The 25,423-nt window shown below is 58.1% G+C and carries 22 protein-coding genes; 13 read left to right on the forward strand and 9 right to left on the reverse strand.

What is annotated here, in order from left to right:
- Window positions 1-126 precede the first annotated feature (126 nt).
- Window positions 127-1,026, reverse strand: coding sequence for a UTP--glucose-1-phosphate uridylyltransferase GalU (gene galU / locus RBB49_RS16640; protein WP_306143973.1), 900 nt, complete (start codon window positions 1,024-1,026; stop codon window positions 127-129).
- Between the two features lie 378 nt (window positions 1,027-1,404).
- Between galU and kdsA the strand changes: the two genes are divergently transcribed.
- Window positions 1,405-2,241, forward strand: a complete 837-nt coding sequence (kdsA, locus tag RBB49_RS16645) for a 3-deoxy-8-phosphooctulonate synthase (RefSeq protein WP_306143974.1) — start codon at window positions 1,405-1,407, stop codon at window positions 2,239-2,241.
- Window positions 2,242-2,380: 139 nt separating this feature from the next.
- Window positions 2,381-3,655, forward strand: coding sequence for a phosphopyruvate hydratase (eno, locus tag RBB49_RS16650; protein ID WP_306143975.1), 1,275 nt, complete (start codon window positions 2,381-2,383; stop codon window positions 3,653-3,655).
- An 87-nt stretch (window positions 3,656-3,742) separates the two neighbouring features.
- Here the strand turns inward: eno and RBB49_RS16655 are convergent, their stop codons facing one another.
- The 4 genes from RBB49_RS16655 to RBB49_RS16670 all read right to left on the reverse strand — a co-directional run bounded on the left by RBB49_RS16655 (window position 3,743) and on the right by RBB49_RS16670 (window position 9,693).
- The gene (locus RBB49_RS16655; RefSeq protein WP_306143976.1) at window positions 3,743-4,408 is read right to left on the reverse strand and encodes a DsbA family oxidoreductase; all 666 of its coding nucleotides are present in this window, start codon (window positions 4,406-4,408) and stop codon (window positions 3,743-3,745) included.
- 331 nt (window positions 4,409-4,739) lie between these two features.
- A complete protein-coding gene (locus RBB49_RS16660) occupies window positions 4,740-5,921 on the reverse strand; it encodes a hypothetical protein (protein WP_306143977.1) in 1,182 nt (393 codons plus the stop codon).
- Between the two features lie 244 nt (window positions 5,922-6,165).
- Window positions 6,166-7,797, reverse strand: a complete 1,632-nt coding sequence (locus tag RBB49_RS16665) for a class I adenylate-forming enzyme family protein (protein ID WP_306143978.1) — start codon at window positions 7,795-7,797, stop codon at window positions 6,166-6,168.
- A gap of 24 nt (window positions 7,798-7,821) precedes the next feature.
- A complete protein-coding gene (locus RBB49_RS16670) occupies window positions 7,822-9,693 on the reverse strand; it encodes an extracellular solute-binding protein (RefSeq protein WP_306143979.1) in 1,872 nt (623 codons plus the stop codon).
- Window positions 9,694-9,959: 266 nt separating this feature from the next.
- On the opposite strand from RBB49_RS16670, the gene RBB49_RS16675 reads away from it, so the two are divergent.
- The gene (locus RBB49_RS16675; protein WP_306143980.1) at window positions 9,960-10,571 is read left to right on the forward strand and encodes an invasion associated locus B family protein; all 612 of its coding nucleotides are present in this window, start codon (window positions 9,960-9,962) and stop codon (window positions 10,569-10,571) included.
- 76 nt (window positions 10,572-10,647) lie between these two features.
- Here RBB49_RS16675 and hspQ read toward each other — a convergent pair whose 3' ends face one another.
- The 3 genes from hspQ to RBB49_RS16690 form a co-directional block, all read right to left on the reverse strand.
- A complete protein-coding gene (hspQ, locus tag RBB49_RS16680) occupies window positions 10,648-10,971 on the reverse strand; it encodes a heat shock protein HspQ (RefSeq protein WP_029065428.1) in 324 nt (107 codons plus the stop codon).
- Window positions 10,972-11,073: 102 nt separating this feature from the next.
- On the reverse strand, window positions 11,074-12,114 hold the full coding sequence (locus RBB49_RS16685) for a CoA ester lyase (RefSeq protein WP_306143981.1): 1,041 nt from the start codon (window positions 12,112-12,114) through the stop codon (window positions 11,074-11,076).
- A gap of 93 nt (window positions 12,115-12,207) precedes the next feature.
- Window positions 12,208-13,173: a lysophospholipid acyltransferase family protein gene (locus RBB49_RS16690; RefSeq protein WP_306143982.1), complete on the reverse strand. Its 966-nt coding sequence runs from the start codon at window positions 13,171-13,173 to the stop codon at window positions 12,208-12,210.
- Window positions 13,174-13,396: 223 nt separating this feature from the next.
- Here RBB49_RS16690 and RBB49_RS16695 point away from each other — a divergent pair, with 223 nt between their 5' ends.
- Both RBB49_RS16695 and RBB49_RS16700 read left to right on the forward strand, forming a co-directional pair.
- Window positions 13,397-14,350, forward strand: a complete 954-nt coding sequence (locus tag RBB49_RS16695) for an AEC family transporter (protein WP_306143983.1) — start codon at window positions 13,397-13,399, stop codon at window positions 14,348-14,350.
- A 76-nt stretch (window positions 14,351-14,426) separates the two neighbouring features.
- A complete protein-coding gene (locus RBB49_RS16700) occupies window positions 14,427-14,843 on the forward strand; it encodes a DUF1801 domain-containing protein (protein WP_306143984.1) in 417 nt (138 codons plus the stop codon).
- A 25-nt stretch (window positions 14,844-14,868) separates the two neighbouring features.
- On the opposite strand, the gene RBB49_RS16705 is transcribed toward RBB49_RS16700, so the two are convergent.
- Window positions 14,869-16,071, reverse strand: a complete 1,203-nt coding sequence (locus RBB49_RS16705) for a UbiH/UbiF family hydroxylase (protein WP_306143985.1) — start codon at window positions 16,069-16,071, stop codon at window positions 14,869-14,871.
- A gap of 202 nt (window positions 16,072-16,273) precedes the next feature.
- Between RBB49_RS16705 and RBB49_RS16710 the strand changes: the two genes are divergently transcribed.
- From RBB49_RS16710 to xdhC, 8 genes are all read left to right on the forward strand, one after another.
- Complete coding sequence (locus RBB49_RS16710) at window positions 16,274-17,194, forward strand: DUF2182 domain-containing protein (protein WP_306143986.1); 921 nt, start codon at window positions 16,274-16,276, stop codon at window positions 17,192-17,194.
- Window positions 17,195-17,377: 183 nt separating this feature from the next.
- Window positions 17,378-18,094: a phosphatidylcholine/phosphatidylserine synthase gene (locus RBB49_RS16715; RefSeq protein WP_306143987.1), complete on the forward strand. Its 717-nt coding sequence runs from the start codon at window positions 17,378-17,380 to the stop codon at window positions 18,092-18,094.
- 93 nt (window positions 18,095-18,187) lie between these two features.
- On the forward strand, window positions 18,188-19,165 hold the full coding sequence (locus tag RBB49_RS16720) for a quinone oxidoreductase (RefSeq protein WP_306143988.1): 978 nt from the start codon (window positions 18,188-18,190) through the stop codon (window positions 19,163-19,165).
- A gap of 15 nt (window positions 19,166-19,180) precedes the next feature.
- Window positions 19,181-20,140: a LysR family transcriptional regulator gene (locus tag RBB49_RS16725; protein WP_306143989.1), complete on the forward strand. Its 960-nt coding sequence runs from the start codon at window positions 19,181-19,183 to the stop codon at window positions 20,138-20,140.
- A 92-nt stretch (window positions 20,141-20,232) separates the two neighbouring features.
- A complete protein-coding gene (gene uraH, locus RBB49_RS16730; protein WP_306143990.1) occupies window positions 20,233-20,583 on the forward strand; it encodes a hydroxyisourate hydrolase in 351 nt (116 codons plus the stop codon).
- Between the two features lie 3 nt (window positions 20,584-20,586).
- On the forward strand, window positions 20,587-22,068 hold the full coding sequence (xdhA, locus tag RBB49_RS16735; RefSeq protein ID WP_306143991.1) for a xanthine dehydrogenase small subunit: 1,482 nt from the start codon (window positions 20,587-20,589) through the stop codon (window positions 22,066-22,068).
- Window positions 22,052-24,391 carry a xanthine dehydrogenase molybdopterin binding subunit gene (gene xdhB, locus RBB49_RS16740; RefSeq protein WP_306143992.1) on the forward strand — a complete coding sequence of 780 codons (2,340 nt, stop codon included), beginning with the start codon at window positions 22,052-22,054 and terminating at the stop codon, window positions 24,389-24,391. Before xdhA ends, xdhB begins: the two co-directional genes overlap by 17 nt.
- Window positions 24,388-25,398: a xanthine dehydrogenase accessory protein XdhC gene (gene xdhC, locus RBB49_RS16745; RefSeq protein ID WP_306143993.1), complete on the forward strand. Its 1,011-nt coding sequence runs from the start codon at window positions 24,388-24,390 to the stop codon at window positions 25,396-25,398. The genes xdhB and xdhC overlap by 4 nt, the downstream gene beginning before the upstream one ends.
- The last annotated feature ends 25 nt before the right edge of the window (window positions 25,399-25,423 follow it).

Here is a 25,423-nt window from a genome sequence, read left to right on the forward strand (position 1 = left end):
CCCGGCGCCTCCCACAAAAAGGGATTGTAAATAATACGAACTGGATAGGACTCGAGAACAAAAAAACAGCCGGCTCGCCAAGCGAACCGGCTGTTCTGTTTTCAACTGTGCCAGGAATCGCCCGGTCTATTCGGCTGCGACCTGACGCTGACCCTCGACGATGTCTCTCATGAACGGCAGCAGATCATCGGCGAGTTTCGGATCATCCATTCCAAAGGCAATATTTGCACTCAGGAAGCCGTATTTGCTGCCGCAATCATAGCTGCGTCCTTCGAATTTGAGCGACGCGAATTTCTGCTTCGACATGAGGGAAATCATGCTGTCGGTCAGCTGAATCTCGCCTCCGGCACCCTTGCCCTGCTCGGAAAGCAGATCGAAAATCTCCGGCTGAAGGATATAGCGGCCCGTTATCATCAGATTCGATGGTGCTGTGCCCGGTGCGGGTTTTTCCACCATATTCGAGATTTCGCTCGAAGCAGCATTGATCCGCTCGGCGAGTTCCACAATGCCGTACTGATGCGTCTGATCTTCCGGGATCTCTTCAACGGCGATGATGTTTCCGCCCGTCTGGTCATAAAGGTCCACCATTTGCCGCAGGCAGCTGACCTTTGACTTGATGATCACATCTGGCAGCAGGATCGCGAACGGCTCGTCGCCAATGATGTCGCGCGCGCACCAGATCGCGTGTCCGAGACCAAGCGGTGCCTGCTGGCGGGTAAAGCTGGTTGATCCCGGTTGCGGCCTGTGTTTTTCGAGCAACTCCAAAGCTTCGGTTTTCTTCCGCGCCTTCAGAGTGTCCTCGAGTTCGTAAGCCATATCGAAATGATCTTCGATGACGTGCTTGTTGCGGCCGGTCACAAAGGCAATGTGCTCGATCCCGGCAGCGCGCGCTTCATCGACCACATATTGAATGATCGGCCGATCTACGATCGTCAGCATCTCCTTTGGAACCGCCTTGGTGGCCGGCAAGAACCTCGTGCCGAGACCGGCAACCGGAAGCACTGCTTTGCGAATGGGTTTGTTCATGTGGCGTTCTCACTCTTACTGACAGACGACTGTATGCCAATCTGCTCACGAAAGTACAAAACAGACAATAAACTCAGGGTTCTGAGCGGGTATATGTTGGATGATAGCGTCTAACAATTTCATCGCGGTTAAGTTTCAGGACCAGCTCAAAATTAAAAAATGTCTATGGTTTCATTGAAATACACATACAGGACAATTGCGACATAAATATATTAGGCAACACAGCCTTTTCAATCGATTTAATAGCACAAAAGAAGTGCACAAGACGGAAGGTTGCAGCTTTTTCAAAAGAGCGCTATGGAACACCCGAATTGGGCAGACGCCTGTTTTCGATGAAAGCAGGTACGCATGGCGCACCCCTTTACAGCAAGGTTGAGAATGACTGAGGCGAACCGGGAAGTTCAGGTCGGAAACGTTACGTTCAGCAACGATGCGGCTTTTGCTCTGATTGCCGGCCCATGTGCACTGGAGAGCCGCGATCACGCACTCGAATGCGCAGCGGCCATCAAGGAAATATCGGAAAACGTCGGCATAGCGACGGTCTACAAGTCGTCCTTCGACAAGGCCAATCGCACATCGTTGTCGGGAGGACGCGGTATCGGCCTTTCCGACGCCTTGCCGATTTTTGCTGAAGTGAAGGAACGCTTCGGCCTTCCCGTTGTCACGGACGTCCACGCGGCCGACCAGTGCGCTCCGGTCGGGAAGGTGGTCGACATTCTTCAGATCCCTGCTTTCCTGTGCCGGCAGACGGATCTTTTGGTGGCGGCGGCGCAAACAGGCAAGACTGTCAACGTGAAGAAGGGCCAGTTCCTCGCCCCCTGGGACATGAAGAATGTGCTGGCCAAGGTGACGGGGTCAGGCAATCCGAACGTGTTGCTGACGGAAAGAGGCGCCAGCTTCGGTTACAACACGCTTGTGAGCGACATGCGTGCACTGCCCATCATGGCTCAAACGGGAGCGCCTGTTGTCTTTGACGCCACCCATTCCGTTCAGCAACCTGGCGGACAGGGCGCCTCGACCGGCGGCGACAGGACAATGGTTCCGGTTTTGGCGCGCTCTGCGGTGGCTGCCGGTGTTGCGGGCCTGTTCATCGAAACACACCCTGACCCGGACAAGGCGCCCTCGGACGGACCCAACATGGTGCCGCTTAAGGACCTTGAAGCCTTGCTTCGCCAGCTCAAGGCCATTGATGCCGTAATCAAAACCAGTGCTTAGGAACAGGAAATAGCACGCCGGGCCAAGGCGTGAATTACTGGAGCGCAGCTCCAGACCATCAGCCGAATTCGAGGCCAGAAACGCGCCGGTACTTCATCGGCACATGCCAGCAAATGTCCATGCGACAAGGAGTTAGTCCATGACCGCCATTATCGATATTGTCGGACGTCAGATTTTCGACAGCCGAGGCAATCCAACAGTTGAGGTCGATGTCTTTCTGGAAGACGGATCTTTTGGCCGCGCCGCGGTGCCGTCAGGCGCTTCAACAGGCGCACATGAAGCCGTCGAACTTCGCGATGGCGGCGATCGCTACATGGGCAAGGGCGTTCTGAAAGCCGTTGAAGCGGTAAACGGCGAGATTTTTGAAACGGTTGGCGGCCTCGACGCCGAGGATCAGCTCCAGATCGACCAGGCCATGATCGATCTTGACGGCACGAGCAACAAGGCACGGCTGGGCGCAAATGCGATCCTCGGCGTGTCGCTCGCTGTCGCAAGGGCTGCGGCACAGGCATCCGGTCTGCCGCTTTACCGCTATGTCGGCGGCACCTCGGCCAGAACCCTCCCGGTTCCGATGATGAACATCATCAATGGTGGCGCCCATGCCGACAACCCGATCGATTTCCAGGAATTCATGATCATGCCCGTCGGCGCGGAAACGCTCGGCGAAGCAGTTCGCATGGGCTCGGAGATCTTTCATACGCTCAAGAAGGCGTTGAATGCGGCCGGACACAACACCAATGTCGGCGACGAGGGCGGTTTCGCTCCGAACCTTGAATCGACCGATGCTGCAATCGGTTTCGTCATGAAGGCCATCGAGACCGCCGGCTACAAGCCCGGTGACGACGTCTACCTGGCGCTTGATGCCGCATCGACCGAGTTCTTCAAGGACGGCAAATACGTTCTTGAAGGCGAAGGCAAGACACTCGCTCCTGAAGAGATGGCTCAGTATCTCGGCGACCTCGCATCCCGTTATCCGATCATTTCCATCGAGGATGGACTTGCGGAAGACGACTGGGACGGCTGGAAGGCGACCACGGACCTGATCGGCAACAAGTGTCAGCTTGTCGGTGACGATCTGTTCGTGACCAATTCGGAGCGTCTTCGCAAGGGCATCGACCTGGGCGTTGCAAACTCGATCCTGATCAAGGTGAACCAGATCGGTACGCTGTCCGAAACGCTGGATGCGGTTGAAACCGCGCACAAGGCTGCATACACGGCCGTCATGTCACACCGTTCCGGCGAAACGGAAGATTCGACAATTGCAGATCTGGCAGTTGCCACGAATTGCGGTCAGATCAAGACAGGTTCACTGGCCCGTTCGGACAGGCTTGCGAAATACAACCAGCTTATCCGTATTGAAGAGGAACTCGGCCCTCAGGCCATCTACGCGGGCCGCTCAATCCTCAAGGGCTGATCCCGCAACGACCTTGTTCCGGCAACACAAAACCCCGCTGTTGAAAACGGCGGGGTTTTTCCATTCCTTTATCCGGACTTTACCGGATCAGACGGCTTCCGGGTCGGAACGTGTTTCCTCGGCGTGCAACAGGGCGGCCGCGATCGTTTCCGCTCTTTCCGCACCGGCCAGCACGAACCGTCCGTCGATGATGAAGCAGGGCACGCCCGTAATTCCCGATTCCTGCGCCTTTGCGATTTGCGCCTCTGTCTTGTCCAGATCGGTCTCCGTTTCAAGAAGCTGTTCAACCAGGTCGGATTCCATCCCGGCTTCTTCCGAAATCCTCACCAGTGTCTCGGCCTTGGTCAGGTCTTCACCATCCAGGAAATAGGCCTTGAAAAGCCTTTCCACGACATCGCTCTGGACATTGTCGGCCCTCGACCACAAGACGAGGCGGTGGCAATCAAGCGTATTGGGCGATAGTTTTATGTCCTCGAATGCAAACGGAATTCCTTCCAGTTGCCCTGCTTCCCTGATCCGGTCATAGACAGACGCGGCATTCGCCGGGCCTCCGAACTTGTCATTGAGGTACTGCTGCCGGTCCTTGCCGGTTTTCGGCAAGGTCGCATCCAGCTGGAACGGGTGCCAGCGCACCTCGACGTTCAACTGGGGCACAGACTTCAAAGCCGCTTCAAGCCGCCTCTTGCCAATAAAGCACCATGGACACATGACGTCCGAGACGACATCGACGGAAAGCGGAGCGGTTTCGTTCATATCAGACCCGATTTGTTCTTTTGTCCGACACTAGTGATTTGGGTTCGAATGCCAAGCCGGTTTTTTCAATAAAAAGCCATTTTGAATGAAACAGCGGCATCTGAGCGAGCCATCACGGTTCATATCAAAGACGAGGAACGCAGCACATCGGCAGAGGTGCCGGGATAGCCTGCCGTGCTGTAGCCGGACCCGGTCGGCTGCTTTGGCCCAGGTTTCAGGCTCCCCGGACGGCCGTGCGCTCCGAAAATTGTCAAGATGATTGCTGCGTGGAGCGCCTCTGGCCGCCACCCCAGACCAGCGTTTCATGTGATCCCGATTATTCAAACGCGCTCTAACGGACCGTATGATTCAAGATAGAGCTAATTCGTTTTTGCAACCGGACGGTGCCGGCCTGATTTTTCAGAACGGCGACCGGTCCGAGATCTTTGACCAGGCAAACCAGATCTTCGTCACGGCTGGTTGCGTCGGCAATTGAAAGCAGGGTCGTGTAGATTTCGTCGATATCCGTTTCAGGCGTGATCTCGATCCCGAAACTTGCCGGTTCCAGGCGCATTTCCCAGAGATCCAACCCGCGAGCCGCGAGCGCATCGCTGCAGGTCTTCAGGTAGTTGGCATAGTATTCCCGTCCGAGGCCGCCATCCATGATCTGCTGCCGCAGCCACATCTGGCTTTCGGCCAGAATTCTGTCGGCCAGCCGCCGTCTTTTGCCGAAACGAAGGGCTGTGATCATGCGTTGCGTCAGTGTTTCCTTGCAGTTTTGCCCGATGATGACATCCGAGGCGCCATTGCGAAACAAAAGCGCTGAATCCTCTTCGTCTTCGCAGACCGCGAGAACCGGCAGACCTGCAAACCTGGCATCTCTCCTGATTTGCCTGATGTAGTCGATCGCGTCTTCGAATGCGGCGTCGATGACAACGGCATCGAACGCACGCATGGACATGTATTCAACGGCCATCTTTCCGTCGAAAGCACCGACAACCTCGACCTTCTCGTCACTGGCATCCTGCCATTCAAGAAAGCGGCCGCTCAGACCGACAACCATCAGGCTGCTGCCACCGGTATGATGCGGGGCCGATCCGAAACCCGGTATGCGTCCGAAAATCTTTCGTCGTAGCTGAGCTTCCTCGGACCGCATCAAGGCGCGTTGATGAATGCAGATGAGCATGAGCAGCACATCGTCTGGAACCACACGATCAATGATCGCCGTGGCCTGAATGTCCTGCGGAAGACTGCTGCCCCCGTCGGTCAGCACATAGATCGGCACATCACACGGCAAGGCCTTTACGTGAGGCAACAGCCATTTCAGGAAGTCATGGGGATCATGGTCTCCAAGCGCTTCCATATCGATCACGACGGCCGCGGGGAGCGCTGTCGGCGGAACAGCACTGCGCTCGAACATCCTCAGGAGCGAAACATCAAGATCTTCGGGCGCGTCGCCATTGCTGTTGCGCTTTGGCCGCCGGCCCGCATACCAGTAAGGTCCACGCCACGAAAGCGACGTTTCATAATCCATGCCCAGTCCCCACCTAGAGCCTCTTTGAATGAGACGGAGCAACTTGCCCCGGTTCTCGGGTTGGCCGGCCAGACGTGCTCTGCTCCCTGGATGGGAACCTTGTTGCTTCCATCAATTGACCCCGTATCACTCAAAAGGATTCAAGAGCGTCTCGTGCTTGTTCGTGTGCAACATGATGCCCTTACTACACAGATTCGATCAACCAGCAGATGTTGGAAAGGTTGCGGACTGCTTAAGCCTTCACTTATGCCACCGCCGCAGGCAACCTCTGTGTTCGCATCGTGAGTTTTTCCCGGAAGATTGTTCCATCCGGGTTGCGCGGCAACGATTGCAGGATCAGGACACGATGCGGGATCTTGGCAAGATCGACGCCTTCGGCGTCGAGATAGGCAAAAAACGACGCTGCATCCGGCACCGTGGCGGTATCAGGCACAATAGCCGCGTAGAGTCTCGATCCGAGCACAGGGTCCTCGACTATGAACGCAGCCGCCTCTCGTGTTCCCGGATAATTTGAGTAGACAACGTCGATCGTCTCCAGGTTGCCGGTTCCAAGAGCGTAGGCGCCGGGTATCCCGAAACCGGAGATTCCGTCTTCCACAAGTTCTACCTTGATGTTGGTATTCAGGAAGCCCGTACCCTCCCAGCGGACACGTCTCTGATCTCCGTTGATCGTGCGCCAGCCGATTTCCGGGACCATTGGCCCCTTGACGAGAAGTGTCGGCAGGCGTGCCTCGATCTCCTCCGTTACTGCGACTTCTAGAAGGGCTGGCCCGCTTTCACACCCGTTCGACCCGTCATGCTTTCCCAAGGCGGTCGCCTTGACCTTTGCCGACGGCCCCCTGGCTTTGGCAACCAGCGCAAACTCATCGGCAATGTGAACGTCGACGAGCGGGCGCTTGGCAACGAACGTGTTCGGATGCGGCGAGGAAATGTTCCAGGCGGCCAGGATTGTGGTTTCCGCATTGGCGAGCTTGCGGTCGAGGGTCTGTGCCAGAGGACCCGGTGTCATGACGATATCGGCGCCGACATCGTTGGCATGTGTGGCCAGGTTGGCAAGTGATGTGGGGTGATGCAGATGCAGCGTGCTGCCCGTCGCCAGAAAGGGCACCAGTCCTCCGCCCAGCCCCGTCAGGCCGCTGAGCGAATAGGGAACGAGGATCGTGCTGCCCTCCTGAAGGTCCGCCTCGCTGATCACCATCTGCGCGGCGGATATCCAATGATTGTGGCACCGGCTTACCGGTACGTTTTCCTCACCGCTCCGGCTCCAGCATATCGTTGCGGTATGATCGGCAGGATCCGGACGTTCCTGCGGCGCGAAGTCGAGCCCGTCCCCCATCTCCGCCAGCATCGGCGCAAGTTCAATCAGGCCGTCCGGCACGTCCTTGCCGAGCCCGAACACAAAGCGCAGCGAAAAAAGGTCGCCCGCAACGTCGCGCGCAGCGGTTCCGACATCCCGCGTCTCGATGCGGTCCGCGGCAATGAAGCCTTTGGCACCGATGGAATTCAGCGCTTCGAGAACGTTTTTCTGCCGCCAGTGAAGCGGCAGCGGCGAAACGATCAGATCCGCGCGCAACGCCGCGAGAAAAGCGATGACGGTATCCACGGTGTTGGGTGCCTGGATACCAATGACATGGTCGGCTGACAGACCGACGGTTGTGTAGAACGCGGCAAGACGGTCGATTTCCCGATCGGCTTCAGCGTAGGTCAGGCTGCGCGGTTCGCCTCCGGTCCAGGCGGCCCTGTCAGGCGCGTCCACCAGCGCAAGACGCTCGGGATGCTCTGCTGCCGTTCTGCGAAAGAGTTCATCAAGCGGCACATCGGACCAGGCTCCGCTTTCATGGTACTCCTTGGCGAGGTGTTCTTGCGTGACTTTCATGTTTTCCTTCGTCCGTTGGTCCGATTATTGCGTTGCCGATGTCCACCACGTGTCAAATTCATGACCATAGAGAGAGTTGTTCTGAGGCGGAGAAACCTTCGTCCAGTGCGCGACCCAGTCATCGGAGACATGATAGAGCGGGACCGCATAGGCACCGGAGATCAGAACCCTGTCGAAGGCACGCACGGCGTCGACAAATTCTTCGCGGCTCCGGGCGCCCACGATTTCATCGATCAATGCGTCGATGGCCGGTTCCTTGGCGCCCACGAAGTTGAACGAACCTTCGGCGTCCGCAGATTGGGAACTCCAGCGCCCGTATTGTTCCGCGCCCGGCGAAAGCGAGGCGTACCAGGTGTTGAACACCATGTCGAAATCCCGTTTGGTGCGGCGCTCCTCGAATTGTGAAGGATCGACACTGCGCACGTTTACGGTAATGCCCAGCAGTTCGACGGTTCTGATATAGGCAAGCGCGAGTTTTTCCTCGTCCTCGTTCTTGGCCAGGATCTCAAACGCCAGTTGCTGCCCGGTGGCCTCGCTGACCAGCTTCCTGTCCTTGAGCGCATACCCGGCATTGTTCAGCTCCGACAAGGCGGCGCGCAGAACCTTCCGGTCCCGGCCTGAGCCATCCGCATCCGCCGGTCTCCAGGAACCCTCCATGACCTCGGGGGCAACGGCATCCGGGAAGGGAGCCAGCAGTTCACGTTCACGATCGCTTGCAGGACGTCCGATGGCGGACAGTTCGGAATTGTCCCAGTAGCCGGCCGTGCGGGAGAAAAGGTCGTAGTAAAGGTTCCGGTTCACCCAGTTGAAATCGAACAGCATCCGCAGGGCCTTGCGAACGCGAATGTCCTGGAACTGCTCACGGCGCGTATTGAAGGCAATGCCCTGCATCGGTGCCGGAACACCCCTTGGAATGGACATCTGGACAACGTCGCCATCGCGTGCGGCGGGGAAATCGAAGCCTTTGGCCCAACGGGCCGGGTCGCGGAACTGCAGCGCGTTCACGAGGCCTTTCTTGAAGGCCTCCTGCAACGTGGTCTCGTCCCTGAAATATTCGATCCGGATCTCGTCGAAGTTGTCAAAACCGGCTTTGACCGGAAGGTCCCTGGCCCAGTAGTCCGGGTTCTTTTCATAAACGACGAGCCTTCCAGGCTGGATCGTCTTGAACGTATAGGGCCCCGACCCGACGGGCGGCGTCAGCGACGACTTGTCGAAATTCTCCGCATCCGTGTTTTTCTTGGAAAAGATCGGCGCAAGCGCGATCAGCAGCGGAAGTTCCCTGTTGTCACCGTTTTCAAAAACCAGCTTGATCCGGTTCGGAGGCGTTATTTCCTTCTCGACAATGGCGCCATACCAGTTGCGGTACGGGGGACGTCCCTTGTCCCGGATAATATCCAGCGAAAACGCAATATCCTCGACCGTCACTGGCGATCCGTCAGAGAATTTCGCATCCGGATTGAGCTCGAATTCAATCCATTCCCGGCTTTCGGGCATGCGGACACGTTGCGCGATCAACCCGTAGAGAGAAAACGGTTCGGCGTAGGACCGCACCATGAGGCTTTCCAGGATGTTGTTGCCGAACTGGCGCTCCCTCATGCCGCGCGCAGATGTCCATCCGCCCTGCACGATAAACGAATTCATGCTGTCGAACGTGCCTTGTACACCGAGACTGATCGTCCCGCCCTTCGGCGCATCCGGATTGGCATAGGGAAAGGGTTCGCCGGGTGCCAGGGCAGGGGTCCCGTGCATCGAAATCGCATGTGTCCAGGGCACGGTTTCATCAGAAGCCGCGACCTGGTTGGCAAGCATGAACGCCACCGCAAAGGTCAGGACGAAACGGCCCTTTGACTTGCTCAAAAGACAATTTACCGTCCTGACGAGGTCAAGAATACGCATAACCATCACCGGAGATCCCTTTGATTCTCATTTTCGAGCCTAGCATAAGCTTCCATTGAACGCGCCTGGCACCAGCCACAAAGACACAGATATACAGATTTGAATCGAACTGGAGCTTTGCGTTGCAAATCGGCCACCCTCTTGCCCTAATTGGGTGCCTTACCATGCAATTCACGGATCAATTGTTCGAACGGGCCTTGCGGATGCTTCCGGAATGCCTCAGAACAACGCAAAGAATTCGCATAAGCACGATTGAGGACGTTTCAATGACGAGTGTTTTAAAAAGAGGATTGTTCGGATGCGCCACGGCTGCATTCGTGGCCGTGTCTTCTTTTGCAGCTGCTCCTGCAATCGCCCAGGAAGACAAGAGCCCTTGGACGAAGGCATGCAACACCAATCCGCAGACGCAGAAGGAAATCTGCTTCATTTCGATTGAGTTGCGCACGAACACGGGTCAGTTCCTGAGCAACATCGCGATCCAGGAAACAGAAGGCGAGGCACGCAAGAAACTTCTGGTCGCCGTTCCGACCGGAGTTCTCATCCAGCCCGGCCTGCGCATCCAGATCGACGACAGCAAGCCGGTTCAGGCCAAGTACAGCATTTGTGCTCCGAACGCCTGTTATGCCGAGCTGGCAATCGACGACACCTTCATCAATGCGATGAAGCAGGGCGGTGAGATGCGCGTATCGCCGTACAACCAGCAGGCCAAGGAAATCGTCTTCAAGATGACCCTGATCGGCTTCACAAAGGTGTATGACGGCGAGCCGATGGATCTTGCCGAGCTGCAGAAGCGCCAGGAAGAGCTGCAGAGTGAACTGCAGAAGAAGGCCGATGACGCGCGCCAGAAACTGATCGACGCCCAGAAGGCCTCTCAGTAACCAGGCTTGCACAGCAAACAAAGAAAAGGCCGGAACAATCGTTCCGGCCTTTTTTGTATTCGGGATCATTCGCGCGTCAGTGGATCTCGACGCTGCGCGGCAGATACGATCCGTCTGTCTGTTCTTCAAAGATTTCCTCAACCTGCGGATGGCGCACCGGTTCCCCGGTCATGTCGGGCTCCAGGTTCTGTTCGCTGACATAGGCGACGTATTCCGTCTCCTCGTTTTCCGCAAGCAGGTGATAAAAGGGTTGGTCTCGAACCGGCCGCACGTCCTCGGGAATGGCGTTCCACCATTCTTCCGTGTTGCTGAATGTCGGATCGACATCGAAAATCACACCCCTGAAAGGGTAAATCCGGTGCCGGACGACCTGACCTATTCTAAATTTTGCCGTTCGCATGGGTACTCGTCCGCCTGCTGCATGCCTTGCCGGGATAGCGTGTCGACCGCCGGCTTGCAAGCATTGTAATATTAAAGTCTATACAACAGGCCTTGCGATTTCCTAAAAACCATATACCTCCGCAAGGCCGGAGTCTTTGCTGGCGACGAGCCTGGCAAGATCGACAATGACCTTGGCCTGTTTCCACGTCGCGTCATCCTGCATCTTACCATCAATCATGACCGCGCCGGTACCGTCCGGCATGGCCTCAAGTATTTTCCGCGCGAAGGCGACTTCTTGCGGATCGGGAGAAAACACCCGTTTGGCAATCTCTATCTGGGTCGGATGAAGCGACCAGGCACCCAGGCATCCCATCAAAAACGCGTTACGAAACTGGCTTTCGCAGGCCTGCGGGTCAGAAAAATCGCCAAAAGGCCCGTAAAAGGGCTTCAACCCGTTCGAGAGACAGGCATCGACCATCTTGGCAACCGTATAGTGCCACAGATCCTGCTGGTACGCAGACCGTGTTTCCGCGCTGTCGCCGTCGGAAAGGACGGCGTAGTCCGGGTGGCCGCCACCGACGCGCGTCGTCTTCATGCCTCTTGAAGCGGCCAGATCGGCCGGCCCGAGGCTCATGCCATGCATGCGCGGGCTCGCGGACGCAATCTGCTCGACATTCTTGACCCCTTCCGCCGTCTCCAGGATGGCGTGGATCAGGATCGGTTTGGAAAGCCCGGCCTTCGCTTCCAGCTGGGCAAGCAACTGGTCGAGATAGTGTATGTCCCAGACGCCTTCGACCTTGGGCAGCATGATGACGTCAAGCTTGTCGCCGACGGACTGGACAATCTCCTGAACGTCATCCAGGAACCAGGGGCTGTTCAGGCAGTTGACTCGCGTCCACAGGCCCGTTGAGCCGAAGTCATTGTCGCGCGCCATCTGGATGAAGCCGGAACGGGCATCCGACTTTGCATCTGCCGGAATGGCATCTTCCAGATTGCCGAGAACCACATCGACCTTGTTGATGAGATCGGGAACCTTGGCCCGCATCTTCTCGATATGCGGCGGCACGAAGTGGATCATCCGTTCCAGCCGGACCGGTATCTCACGAAACGGGGCAGGGGCGCCAATAGCGAGTGGCTTGTAAAATGCACTGGGTGCTTTCATGAAACTGGCTTCCTCCTGCTGTCCGTCTCATAAGCTATAGCGCCTATGCTGCGCTGCAACCATTACCCGATAGGTGAAGAAGCGCGCACCTGCTCAGCTATTGAACGAATTCACGGCAGCGGCGCGGTTCTGCTGCCTCCGCAGAAGACTTTTGCCCGGTGGCGCCCATTTCTTGTGGATCCACATCCACTGTTCCGGATGCTCCGTGATCCATCCCTCGAAGATCGCGTGCATTTGCGCTGTGGCAACCTGGATGTCTGCCTGCCGGTCATCCGTGTGCGGGACCGTGATCGCCTGGCCCTCCACACGAAATCGAACGCCTTTTTCACGAACAACACGGCCGAGCACGATCGGCACATTGCACGATCTTGCCAGGGAGGCAGGCACCGTGTTCGCATAGGCCATCTGCCCGAAAAACGGCACCTGAACGCCGCGCGCTTCCCTCAGGTCTCCCATCATCGCAATGATGCCTCCGCTTTTCAGCGTCGCCAGGATCTTGCGCGCTGTCTCCGGTCCCTTGGACAAAAGCCCGCCGCGATAAAGGTCCTTGCGCAGGTTTCGAACAACCTCGTCCGCCTTCGGGTTCCGCAGGGCCTGGTACACCCCGGTGATGTCAACGCCGCGCCTGACGACAGGCTGCACGCACAGTTCCCAGTTGCCGCTGTGGAACGACACAAGAATGCACGCCTGTTTTCCGTCGAGCATTGCATTGGTGGTTTCGTCCCCGACGGCTTCAAACCGGTAGTCCTGCCGCAAGAGCCGGTCGATGTGAAACGTCTCGGCGGCAACCCGTCCGAGATTCTCCCACATGCCGCTGACGACCCGGGCTCGTTCACCTTCGCTCATGGAAGGAAATGCGCGCTCAAGATGCTCAAGCGCCCGCTTGTGACGGGCGTTGAACGGGGCGAACAGCCGCCAGCCCTTGCCCATCAGGTAAGATGCCGCGTCAACCGGAATGAGCCGGAACAAAAACACAGCGGCATTCAGGATCACACCTTCAATACGGTTCTGTATCGCAAACCGTTTCGGGTGTTTCCTCTGTCTTTTTTTCCGCGACATATCGGGGCGGTCACTTTCGGTTTTTATAGCCCAGTCCGCATATGGGTTCTGTTCAGGTCATTTTGGCCAATTTGAGACCTTGCGGTACCCGTTCAGACCTGATTGGTATGCGGGATACGGCGCATTCCGCAAGTGAGGCGTCCATATCCAAGCTCAATGAGAGATGCAAGCTTCTTTCGATCAACGACCCGTGCGTGCCGCACCGTCAGAATACAGGTTTTGAATGCTGGAAGTCATAAGTCTGGCACTGCCGTTTTTCGGCTTGATCATTCTGGGTTTCGGCGCCGGAAAAATTAAGCGCCTGCCCGAGTCCGGTCTCGCCTGGATGAATTTTTTCGTCATCTATCTGGCCTTGCCCGCGCTTTTCTACCGGCTCCTGTCCGAGACACCGTTCGAACAGCTCGCGAACGTCTCCTACATCGCTGCCACGACGTTCACCACGTATATCGTGTTCGCGGTCTCGTTTTGCATCGGCGTCGTCGTGACGCGCGGCAGCATCGGGGAATCGACCATCCTGGGAATCGCCGGCGCATATTCCAATATCGGATACATGGGTCCCGGATTGACGCTGGCCGTCCTTGGAGAGCAGGCCACCGTCCCGACGGCGCTGATCCTGACCTTCGACAACGCGCTCATGTTCACCCTGGCTCCCTTGCTTATGGCGCTTGCGGGCACCGAAAACGAGTCCATTCTTGGAACGCTCAAGCAGATTGCCATCAAGATCTTCACGCATCCCTTCATTCTGGCAACGATCGCCGGTGTCACGGCGGCAGCGCTCGAACTGCGTCCGCCACAGGCGATCAACACCCTTTTGCTCTATCTCAGCAACGCGGCTGCGCCATGCGCCCTGTTTGCGATGGGGGTCAGCATTGCGCTCAGACCGATGGGCAGGGTTCCGGTCGAACTGCCCCTGATCCTGTCGGTCAAGCTTCTGCTGCATCCGTTCCTTGTCTTTCTGCTTCTGACCTGGCTTGGCGGGTTCGATCCGACCTGGATTGCGACGGCCGTCCTTATGTCCTGCCTGCCTCCGGCAACAAATGTGTTTGTTATCGCGCAGCAATATGGAACCTATGTCCAGCGCGCATCGAGTTTCGTGCTTGTCGGCACGGCGGTCTCGATCATCACGGTGACCGCATTCATCTGGGCCATCACGACCGGATTTTTGCCGATCGGGTAACACGCTGCTCTTGAAAGAAAAGGGCCAGCGGACCACGATGGGACACATGCAAGCCTCAAGGTGATCGTTGCAAAAAATGAACGAAGAAACACAATCAGACGAAATCTATGGTCACTACGCACCACCAGTCCGGCAGCGCCTTTTGCAACTTCGCCGGCTAATTCTGGAAACGGCCCGGAAGAACGCGGCTGTCGGGGACTTGCAGGAAACCCTGAAATGGGGTCAGCCCAGCTTTGTGACGGTAAAACCGAAAACCGGCACAACGATCCGGATCGACAAGGACAGGTCGGAGGCATCGGACGTGGTCCTCTTCGTCCATTGCCAGACTTCCCTGGTATCGGAATGGCGCGTGCTTTATCCGCATCTTTGCTACGGCGGCAACAGAAGCGTTCATTTCCGCGCGGATGAGCCGCTTCCCGAAGCCGAGATCAGCCAGATGGTGTCGATGGCCCTGCGCTATCATCTCGACAAGACGCGGCGGACAACCTCCTGATACACGCCCAATGCCGGTGATCTGATCATCCCGGACGCCGGAAACCGGATGCCGGAGCCATGCCCTCGCGCATCAGGAACCTTTTGAGCGGCGCGATCCTGTCGACAACGTAAAGTCCGAGGCCACGGGCGGCCTGGACGGGCAGGAACGGCGTCAGCAGCGATCTGTTGAGTATGTCGACGGCATTGGTTCTGGTAGCGATGTCGCGTGTGCGCTTTTTCTCGTAGTGCTGAAGGATGGCATTGTCGCCCGGATCCATGTTCCTGAGCCGTGCGCCTTCGATCACTGCCGTCAGGTCTATGATGTCGCGCAGCGACAGATTCAGGCCTTGTGCGCCGATGGGCGGAAAGACATGGGCTGCTTCGCCGATCAGGGCAATTCTTTCGCCCACAAGGCGGTGCGCGTTCATGCCGCTCAGCGGAAAACTCTTCACGCACGAAGCCAGCTTGAAAGAGCCAAGGATCGAATGCGCCCGGCGCTCAAGTTCCATCGCGAGCGCGTCCGCTTCCATCGCACACAATCTCGCGGCACCTTCCTCCGTCTCGACGCAGACAATGGAAGACATGTTGCCCGGGAGCGGGACGAGCGTGAACGGTCCTGTTTTCGTGTGGAACTCCGTCGATATGCTGCTATGCGGAAGTCTGTGCTCGACATTGAGAACGACCGCGACCTGAGGATAGGTCCAGGTCTTCACCTCGATCCCGGCCGCTTCGCGAAGCACTGACTTTCGTCCATCGGCCGCGACCGCCAAACGGGCACGAAGGCTCTCTCCCGACGCCGTTCGGATGTGAACATGCTCTGACGATGTTTCGATGGAAACAGCGTGTTCGGGGATGACGGTCAGTGTGTCTTCAGCGCCGCATTTTTCTTCAAGTACCGCATTCAGTTTGTCATTCAAAATATTGAATCCAAATTCGTTTAGCTGAAGATCGGAAGAATCGAAAATGACTTCGGGTGCTCTGATCAGTCCACCCGTGTCGTCAACCATCCGCATCTTTGCAAGAGGTGCCGTGCTTTGTGAAAGTTCGTCCCAGACACCGATGCGCTCCAGGAAGGAAATCGATTGTTGCCAGAGCGCGGTCGTGCGGCCGTCCGGCCCATTTGGAACCGGAGCGACAAGTGAAACCGACAAGCCAAGCTGCGCCAGTCCGATTGCGGCAATTCGGCCGGATGGACCGCCGCCGACAACAACAATGTCCTGTACACTCGACTGATCGGATTTTGACATATCTCTTGCCTGAGTTTCCCGTTCCACTGCAACAACATGCGCCTTTCCGCCATATAATCAACGGGGCGAAACCACGCAGGCTTGCCGGGAACCGAATTTCGCAACAGAAAAACGCGCTCTGTATGCGCAAGATCAAATCCGCTATCGAAAAGCGGCCTTACACTGGCACTCTGGATATCGACAAGTGCGACCGACGGAGCCGATGACAGCAACAGCGACGGAAAAAAACACTCTGACACAGCAGCCTGAAACCGGCATCAATCGGCGCGGCTGGCCACTCGTACTGCTGTTCGTCGTTGCGCTCAGCCTTGCCGGCTGGAGCTACCTGCTTGTCATGATTGCGGACATGGTACCGGCGATGGACATGACCGAGGCCGGGCCGGGCATGGGTGTTTTCAATCACTTCAACATATTCGCAGGCTTGTCTGCGGAAGCCCGGGCAGCCCTGGCGGTGATTTGCCTGCCGGCAGGGGCCACATTCGGCATGCCGGGGCCAGACATGACCGGATACGACCTGGTCAAGGTATTCCTGATGTGGACCATGATGTCGATGGCGATGATGCTCCCGACAGCCATTCCCATGATCAGGGCCTATCATGCCTGGCTCCGACGCGGTCCGGTGCACGCGGGCGCCATGACCGCTCCGTCCATTGCCGCTGTGCTGGGGTATCTCTCGATCTGGCTCGGTTATGCCGTTGTCGCCACTTTTGCCCAATGGGGGCTTTCCATCGCGGGCGGCCTGAGTGACATGATGGCGCCGGCCAGTCTTGCCCTGACGACCTCCGTTCTGTTTGCAGCCGGTCTTTACCAGTTCACGCCGGCAAAGACCGCGTGCCTGCAGCGTTGCTGGTATCCGCGCTGGACATTCTCCGGCGATCAGACCGGCCGCGGACTTGTGAACGGTTATCGCGAAGGTCTCGAGCAGGGACTGATCTGCCTGGGCTGCTGCTGGGCCGTCATGACAGTCATGTTTGCGGTCGGCCTGATGAATGTCGTCTGGATCGCCCTACTGGGAGGCATAATGGCACTGGAAAAGACATTTCCGAGCAGGGTGTTACCCAGGCTGATAGGAGCCGGCCTGATCGGTTGGGCGACCCTCCTGGTCGGACTGATTTACGCCTGAGGCTGGAAATTGCTTTTCCGGAGATTTGCGACAAGGGCTGTTTTTTCGGTTCACACTGTCATACGATTGCAATAATAGTCCCCGGGCGCGGTTAGCAGAGGCGGATCGGGGGCAAAGACCGGTGCCTTCCTTTAGCAGTTCAAAACAGATGGCACCGCGCTGCATCTAGTGTGAGGAAATCCCGTGACGGACGTAACCCCGGGCAAAGCAGCGCCCGAACCCGCATTGTTTCTGATTCACGTGTTGACAGCGTCCGGCGCACCCATCGCCCTGGTCGCGCTGCTGGCAGGTGCTCAGGGCAAGTGGGCCGAAATGTTCGCATGGCTCGGCCTGGCCTTTCTTGTCGACGGGATCGACGGGCCGCTTGCACGCAAATACAACATAGCCGAACGTCTTCCCCGATGGTCGGGAGCCTCGCTCGACTTTGTCATCGACTACGCAACCTACGTTTTCCTCCCGGCATTCGCTCTGTCCTGGAGCCTCATGCTGTCCCAGCCCTGGAACTGGATCTGTGGAGGTCTGGTCGTCTTTACCGGGGCTCTTTATTTCGCAGACAACGGCATGAAAACGCCTGATGGATCCTTCAAGGGGTTCCCGGCCGGCTGGAACATGGTCGTTTTTGGTCTGATGGTCCTTTCGCCGTCGCAGGCATTCACGATTGCCATTGTGATCCTGTGCTGCGCGCTCACCTTCGCACCGATCAGGTTTGTGCATCCCGTGCGTGTTCGCCGCTGGCGGATCGTCACGCTTCCGGTGACGCTCGGCTGGATGGGACTGGCCGCTTATGCGATCATCAACGACATGTCGCTGGGTGGAAGCCTCGCCGTTATCTTCACGGTTTCGAGCATTTATCTCTTTTCAGTCTCGGCGGTCCAGCAACTGCTGGATCGTGTTGATTAACCACCAGATTTGCCTTTTCCCCTCGTTCCGGAGCCGTTAGTGTGCCTCACATGAGGACCCATACACGAGGCGCGAAGCCTCCCGGAGGTAAAAATGGTTCAGGCAGTCCGCGTTCACGAAACCGGTGGCCCCGATGTCATGCGCTGGGAACATGTCGAAGTCGGAGAACCCGGTCCGGGTGAGGCGCGCATCCGGCATACGGCGATCGGTCTGAACTTCATTGACACCTATTTCCGCTCCGGCCTCTATCCGGCCCCGGCCGGCACGCCTTTTTCTCCGGGAAACGAGGGCGCGGGCATTGTTCAGTCGGTCGGGGAGGGCGTGACCCATCTGAGCCCGGGCGACCGTGTTGCCTATGCCGGCCCGATCGGATCCTACGCGCAGGAGCGTATCATCTCCGCAGACAGTCTTGTCATCGTGCCTGACGGGATCGACGACAAGACCGCAGCCGGAATGATGCTCAAGGGCATGACCGCCCAGTACCTGCTGCGCCAGACCTACCAGGTCGGACCCGGAACCACCCTTTTGTTTCACGCCGCTGCAGGCGGTGTCGGGCTGATTGCCGGGCAATGGGCAGCCCATCTCGGCGCGACTGTCATCGGAACCGCGGGATCGCCGGAGAAAATCGAACTCGCGAAGGCGCATGGCTATCAGCACATGATCAACTACCGGACGGAAGATTTTGTCGAACGGGTGAAGGAAATCACGGACGGCAAAGGTTGCGACGTCGTTTACGATTCGGTCGGCAATGACACCTATCCGGGCTCGCTGGATTGCCTGAAACCGCGCGGGCTGTGGGCAAGTTTCGGACAATCTTCCGGACCGATCACGGACTTCAATCTGGCGCTTCTTGCACAAAAGGGCTCGCTGTTCGCGACCCGGCCGACCCTGTTCACCTACATCGCAACCCGCGCAGCGCTTGAAAAAACGGCGGCCGAACTCTTCGACGTTGTGCAAAAGGGCATCGTGAAAATCGGGGTGAACCAGGAATACAGGCTGGCTGACGCAGTGCAGGCGCACCAGGATCTTGAGGGCAGAAAGACAACGGGCACAACCGTTCTCATACCGTAAGAGGGAACAGGCGCGATGCTCAGTGGCCGGGCACAGGAGCTGTCCCGAAACCTCTACAGCCCCGCCATGCGATACTTCATGGCAGCTGCAGAGGCCGGGTCGATCCGGGCGGCATCGCGGGAACTGAACGTTGCCTCTTCAGCGGTCAACCGCCAGATCCTGTGGCTCGAAGATGCGCTCGGAATGCAGCTCTTCGATCGGGTTGGACGGCGCATAAGGCTCTCTCAGGCAGGCGAACTGCTTCTTGCGCATATTCGCCGGACCTACTCCGATTTTGAAGGCACGGTCGCCGAGCTTGATGCTTTGAAAGGCCTGCGGCGCGGCTCGGTCTCGATAGCCAGTGTCGAAAGTGTATCTGAAAAACTGCTTCCTGCGCTCATCAGCGGTTTCAGAAAGCGGTATCCGGGCATTCATGTCAGCGTTTCCGTGTCTTCCTCGCAGGAGGCCGCGGCCAAAGTGGAAGCCGCCGAGGCAGACGTCGGTTTCACATTCGACCCGCCTGAAAACTCGGCGCTGACGGTAGCTTTCGAGCATGAACTTGTGATTGGGGCCCTGATGTCACCCGGTCACCCGCTCGCAGATCAGGGTGCGCTTGGTCTTCATGACTGTCTGAAATATCCGGTTGCCCTGCCGGCGGAAGGATTGTCCCTGCGCACGCGTCTGGATCTTGTCAGAAGCCGGATACCGGGTGCCTCGCGAACTTACGTGGAAGCAAATTCGCTGCGTCTCATGCGGGCTCTCGCGCGCGAGGAGGACGTGATCGGCTTCCAGACAATGATCGGCTGCGAGGACGATCTCGCGACCGGGTCTCTGGTCTTCAGGCCGCTTACGGATGCGCCCCTGCAGGCGGACCGGCTCTGTGTGATAACCTCGTCCTTGAGGGCGCTGGCTCTTGCACCTGGAATGTTTTTTGACCATGCAGTGTTGACCATGAAGGACAATCTACCTTCAATTGATGCCAAAACAGCATCATAAAGGTCTCAAATGAGCGCTTTGGTTCCGCGGCATTTTAAGGCACATTTTTTGTCAAGGTTTTGTGACGCTTGGTCACACGAGGGAGAATGTTGATGGGTCGTTTGACGACGCATGTACTCGACACTGCATTGGGAAGGCCCGCGCGCGGGCTCAAGATTGAGCTTTGGCGTGACGAAGACGCATCTGTCTTGATCTCGTCTCATGTAACCAACGCCGACGGCCGTGTGGATGGTCCCATCCTGGACGGCGATGCTTTCACAACGGGAACCTTTGAACTGAGATTTTATGCCGGTGACTATTTGAAAGCAACGGGACAGGATCTTCCCGATCCGCTGTTTCTCGACATCATTCCCATTCGCTTCGGTATCGCGGAGATCGAAGGCCACTATCACGTACCGCTGCTGCTTTCCCCCTTCGGCTATTCGACATACAGGGGGAGCTGAAAGATGCGCGATACGATCCGCTTCCTCAGACGTGGCGAAATCGTCGAACTGGACAGTGTGGGGGCAACAGAGACCCTTCTCGACTACCTGCGTCTTCGCCAGGGACAGACCGGCACCAAGGAAGGTTGCGGCGAAGGCGACTGCGGCGCCTGCACGGTCGCTCTTGGCCGCCTTGTGAAAGGCAAGCTTGTCTACCAGCCGGTGAACAGCTGCATTCTGCTGCTCGGCATGGTCGACGGCGCTGAACTGGTGACGGTCGAGGACCTGGCCCAGGACGACCGGCTCCACCCGGTGCAGCAGGCCATGGTGGATCTGCACGGCTCCCAGTGCGGCTTCTGCACGCCCGGTTTCATCATGTCGCTGTTCACGCTCTATCACGCGGAAGATGTTACCAGGACCCGAAAGACCGTGACGGACTGGCTCGCCGGCAACTTGTGCAGATGCACAGGCTATCGCCCGATCGTCGACGCGGCGCTCGAAACGTGTTTCCGGGCAACCGATGATGCCTTCACCTGGCGCGCCAATGAAACAAGAGAACAGCTTCAGTATCTCGCCGACAGCCGCGACATCTTCGTGGGAGACGGCGACGGTTTCTTTTCCGCCCCGTCCTCTCTGGACGGTCTCGCAGCGCTTTACGGCCAGCACCCGGACGCAACGCTGATCGCGGGCGGCACCGATGTCGGCCTCTGGATCACCAAGCATCTTCGCGAACTGCCGAAAATGATCTGGCTCGGGCGGATAGAAGGCCTGGACCGTGTTGAAGACAGCCCTTCGGGCGTCTTGATCGGATCAACGGCCACCTATACGGCAACGGAGCGGGCCGTCACGGGGATCTCCCAGGACCTCGGTGAACTCTGGAGACGGATCGGCTCGAAGCAGGTGCGTGCATCCGGCACCGTGGGCGGAAACATCGCGAACGGTTCGCCGATAGGGGACACGCCGCCGGCCCTGATCGCACTCGGCGCCACGCTTGAACTGCAATCGGCCGAAGGTTCGCGGGCGATTGCACTGGAAGACTTTTTCCTCCAATACGGCAGACAGGACCGGCAGCCGGGCGAGTTTGTAACCGGTCTCTTCGTCCCCCGTCTTTCGGCCAACCAGGCGTTCCGCTGCTACAAGATATCCAAGAGATTCGACCAGGACATCTCCTCGGTGATGGGAGCGTTCCGTTTTACGGTGGAAGAGGGCCACATCGTGGCTTCCCGGATCGCCTATGGCGGCATGGCCGGGACGCCGATGCGTGCCTCAAACGCCGAAAAGGCCCTGTCCGGTGCAGAGCTCGACAATCCCTCAACGTGGGGCGAGGCAATGAAGGCGCTGCTATCCGACTTCGATCCGTTGAGCGACATGCGCGCGAGTGCAGGTTACCGAATGGAAACGGCGAGGGCGCTCCTGGCCAAGGCGCTGATGGAGATCAGCGGAACGGCACCGGGTGACATTCGCATTTCATCGAGGCGAGGGGCTGACAATGACCGTGCAGCCTGACCGCAAGCAGGAACCGATTGCCCTCAGGACGGTGCGTAAGGCGCTGCCGCATGACAGCGCCGAGAAGCATGTATCGGGCACCGCGACCTATATCGACGATGCCATCGAGCCGACGGGCACGCTGCATGTGGCTCCCGGTTGGGCAAGACACGCGGTCAGGGGAAAACTGGTTTCGCTCGACTTGAGCGAGGTGCGCGCAACACCCGGGGTCATTGCAGTGCTGACCTCCGAGGATATCCCCGGAACGAATGACTGCTCGTCTGCCTTCGGCGACGATCCCGTTCTGGCCGAAGACGAAATCCTGTTTTTCGGCCAGGTGGCGTTCGCGGTCGTCGCGCAAACCCGGGATATCGCACGCAGGGCCGCGCTCAAGGGCAAGATCGACGTTGCCCCGATCACGCCGATCCTGACACCGGATGACGCTGTTGCCGCAGATACGACGGTCCTGCCGGACTACCAGTTCAGAAGAGGGTCGCCTGAGACCGGCCTGCAGGCATCAAAGAACATACTGTCCGGGTCGATGAACATTGGCGGCCAGGAACATTTCTATCTGGAGGGACAGGTCGCCATGGCCACCCCCCAGGAGGACAATGGCATGCTGGTCCTGTCCTCCACGCAGCACCCGACCGAGATCCAGCACACGGTGGCAAAGGTTCTGGGTGTCCCGGACGCAACCGTCACGGCGGAAGTGCGCCGAATGGGCGGCGGCTTCGGAGGCAAGGAATCCCAGGCAAACCAGTGGGCGGCGCTGGCAGCGCTTGCCGCCCGGAAAACCGGAAAGACCTGCAAGGTCCGTCTTGACCGTGACGACGACATGATCATGACCGGCAAGCGTCACGACTTCAAGGTCAACTGGAAGGTCGGTCACGATGACACGGGACTTATCCGGGCTGTCGATCTGGAGTTCCTGGCCCGCTGCGGATACTCCGCCGACCTGTCGCTTGGCGTGAATGACCGCACCATGTTCCACGCCGATTCCAGCTACTTCTATCCGGACGCTTCGATCCGTTCGCGCCGCCTCAGGACCGACACCTGTTCCAACACGGCATTCCGTGGATTTGGCGGACCGCAAGGCATGCTGGCTGCAGAGAGACTGATCGACGCGATCGCGATCAGCCTCGGCAAGGATCCGCTGACGGTCCGCAAACTGAATTTCTACGACGGCAAACGCAACGTTACTCCCTATGGCATGCCGGTTGAAGAGTTCGAGGTCATGCACGATCTCATCTCGACGCTGGAGACGCGCAGCGAATACTGGATCAGGCGTGAAGAGATCAGCGCTTTCAACGAAAACAACGCTGTGCTGAAGAAAGGGCTCGCCCTGACGCCGGTCAAGTTCGGCATTTCCTTCACGCTCAAGCATCTCAATCAGGCCGGTGCACTCGTCCACCTTTACACGGACGGTTCGATCCATCTGAACCATGGCGGCACCGAGATGGGGCAGGGGCTTTACCAGAAGGTTGCGCAGGTTGTGGCCGAAGAGTTCGGCGTGACGATGGACAAGGTCGTGATTACGGCGACCAACACGTCGAAGGTCCCGAATACCGGACCGACCGCCGCGTCTTCAGGCACGGACCTCAATGCGATGGCTGCAAAAATCGCGGCGCGCGAGATCAAGTCGCGCCTGATTTCCATGTTGTGCGAAACGCATCAATGCGGCCCGGACATGGTTCTCTTCAGCGACAACAAGGTTCTCGTGGGAGACCGGAGTTACACACTCGCCGAAGTCGCCAGGCAGGGATACACCGGGCGCATTCAGATGTCTCACGCCGGTTTCTACGCGACCCCCGGCATTACCTGGGACCGGGAAACCGTTTCCGGACGGCCATTTTACTATTTCGCCTTTGGCGGGGCCTGTTCGGAAGTGACCATCGATACGATGACCGGCGAGATGATTGTTGATCGCGTCGACATTCTCCACGATGTCGGTCATTCGCTGAACCCCGCCATCGACCTTGGGCAGATCGAAGGTGGTTTCGTTCAAGGCATGGGCTGGCTCACGACTGAAGAACTTGTGTGGGACGAGGAGGGACGGCTGAGAACCCACGCACCGTCCACCTACAAGATCCCGACGGCATCCGACATACCGGATCATTTCGACGTGCAGCTTTATGAAAGTACAGGCAATCCTCAGGACACGGTCTATCGCTCCAAGGCGGTCGGCGAGCCCCCGGTGATGCTGGCAAATTCCGTTTTCTGCGCCATCAACGATGCCGTTGCGAGTCTTGCCCCGTTCGAGGTGCCGAGCCTCGATGCGCCGGCAACGCCTGAGGCCATCATGCGCGCCGTACAGGACATGCGCCGCAGGAAGGCGGGTGCATGAAGGTTTGGGCACACATCTCCGACAGTCTGAAGACATGCGGCTCATGTGCTCTCGTGACGGTCGTGGACGTCGACGGCTCCGCGCCGCGCGAGGAAGGCGCGCGCATGGTGGTCCGGCCGGACGCTTCCTTCTTCGGAACGATTGGTGGCGGTACGCTGGAACTGGAAATCATCCGCAAGGCGGCAAGGCTTGCCGGTGACAACGTTGCGCTTCTCGACATGCAGACCGTGGCACTGGGCCCGGACCTCGGACAGTGCTGCGGTGGTCGCGCCAAACTGTCGATCGAAGTTCTGACGGCCAATTATGCTGAGACAGCCGAATTGCTGGCACGGCACGAGAATAGCGGACAGGTTTTCGCCACGAGCGCCGAACTCCGGGACGGGTGCGTTGGTCCGCGCCGTCTTCTGGAAGAGCCCGTCACGCACCCCTTTTCACTTTTCGAATCCACTGACAAGACCGAAGCCAGGATCATTGAACGTTTCGGGGAAGCCAGAACGCCGCTTGCACTGTTTGGGGCAGGGCATGTCGGCAAGGCGCTCGTCCTGGCGCTTGCACCGCTCCCGTTTTCCATCACCTGGATTGACAGCCGGTCAGATCAGTTCCCAGGCGCCGTACCGGCCAATGTGACGAAAGTTGCGCTCGACAATCCAGCGTCCGCACTTGATGACCTGCCGTCCGGCACCTTCGTGCTCGCAGTGACCCATTCCCATGCTCTCGACGAGGAAATCATGGCGCGGGCCTTGTTGCTGCAGCGGTTTGGCTATTGTGGGGTCATCGGCTCGAAAACGAAACGCGCCAGGTTCATCAAGCGACTGAAAGAAAGGGGATTGAACGATCTCCTGATCACGCAAATGATCTGTCCGATTGGAAAAACAACAATAAAGTCAAAGCATCCTGCAGCGATTGCCGCCGGCATAGCAGTGGATCTTCTAGAGCGGATCGAGGCGGGACAAGTAAGGGAAACGACCAGTTCGGGCCTTGCGCAAAACATGACACATGGTCAATAAGGCGGCATTCAGGTGGGGGACAACG

Source organism: Roseibium sp. MMSF_3412 (assembly GCF_030733265.1).
Classification (GTDB): domain Bacteria; phylum Pseudomonadota; class Alphaproteobacteria; order Rhizobiales; family Stappiaceae; genus Roseibium.

Coding starts and splice junctions, on each gene's coding strand:
- galU (WP_306143973.1), bottom strand. CDS start 1,026: ATGAACAAACCCATTCGCAAAGCAGTGCTTCCGGTTGCCGGTCTCGGC.
- kdsA (WP_306143974.1), top strand. CDS start 1,405: ATGACTGAGGCGAACCGGGAAGTTCAGGTCGGAAACGTTACGTTCAGC.
- eno (WP_306143975.1), top strand. CDS start 2,381: ATGACCGCCATTATCGATATTGTCGGACGTCAGATTTTCGACAGCCGA.
- RBB49_RS16655 (WP_306143976.1), bottom strand. CDS start 4,408: ATGAACGAAACCGCTCCGCTTTCCGTCGATGTCGTCTCGGACGTCATG.
- RBB49_RS16660 (WP_306143977.1), bottom strand. CDS start 5,921: ATGGATTATGAAACGTCGCTTTCGTGGCGTGGACCTTACTGGTATGCG.
- RBB49_RS16665 (WP_306143978.1), bottom strand. CDS start 7,797: ATGAAAGTCACGCAAGAACACCTCGCCAAGGAGTACCATGAAAGCGGA.
- RBB49_RS16670 (WP_306143979.1), bottom strand. CDS start 9,693: ATGCGTATTCTTGACCTCGTCAGGACGGTAAATTGTCTTTTGAGCAAG.
- RBB49_RS16675 (WP_306143980.1), top strand. CDS start 9,960: ATGACGAGTGTTTTAAAAAGAGGATTGTTCGGATGCGCCACGGCTGCA.
- hspQ (WP_029065428.1), bottom strand. CDS start 10,971: ATGCGAACGGCAAAATTTAGAATAGGTCAGGTCGTCCGGCACCGGATT.
- RBB49_RS16685 (WP_306143981.1), bottom strand. CDS start 12,114: ATGAAAGCACCCAGTGCATTTTACAAGCCACTCGCTATTGGCGCCCCT.
- RBB49_RS16690 (WP_306143982.1), bottom strand. CDS start 13,173: ATGTCGCGGAAAAAAAGACAGAGGAAACACCCGAAACGGTTTGCGATA.
- RBB49_RS16695 (WP_306143983.1), top strand. CDS start 13,397: ATGCTGGAAGTCATAAGTCTGGCACTGCCGTTTTTCGGCTTGATCATT.
- RBB49_RS16700 (WP_306143984.1), top strand. CDS start 14,427: ATGAACGAAGAAACACAATCAGACGAAATCTATGGTCACTACGCACCA.
- RBB49_RS16705 (WP_306143985.1), bottom strand. CDS start 16,071: ATGTCAAAATCCGATCAGTCGAGTGTACAGGACATTGTTGTTGTCGGC.
- RBB49_RS16710 (WP_306143986.1), top strand. CDS start 16,274: ATGACAGCAACAGCGACGGAAAAAAACACTCTGACACAGCAGCCTGAA.
- RBB49_RS16720 (WP_306143988.1), top strand. CDS start 18,188: ATGGTTCAGGCAGTCCGCGTTCACGAAACCGGTGGCCCCGATGTCATG.
- RBB49_RS16725 (WP_306143989.1), top strand. CDS start 19,181: ATGCTCAGTGGCCGGGCACAGGAGCTGTCCCGAAACCTCTACAGCCCC.
- uraH (WP_306143990.1), top strand. CDS start 20,233: ATGGGTCGTTTGACGACGCATGTACTCGACACTGCATTGGGAAGGCCC.
- xdhA (WP_306143991.1), top strand. CDS start 20,587: ATGCGCGATACGATCCGCTTCCTCAGACGTGGCGAAATCGTCGAACTG.
- xdhB (WP_306143992.1), top strand. CDS start 22,052: ATGACCGTGCAGCCTGACCGCAAGCAGGAACCGATTGCCCTCAGGACG.
- xdhC (WP_306143993.1), top strand. CDS start 24,388: ATGAAGGTTTGGGCACACATCTCCGACAGTCTGAAGACATGCGGCTCA.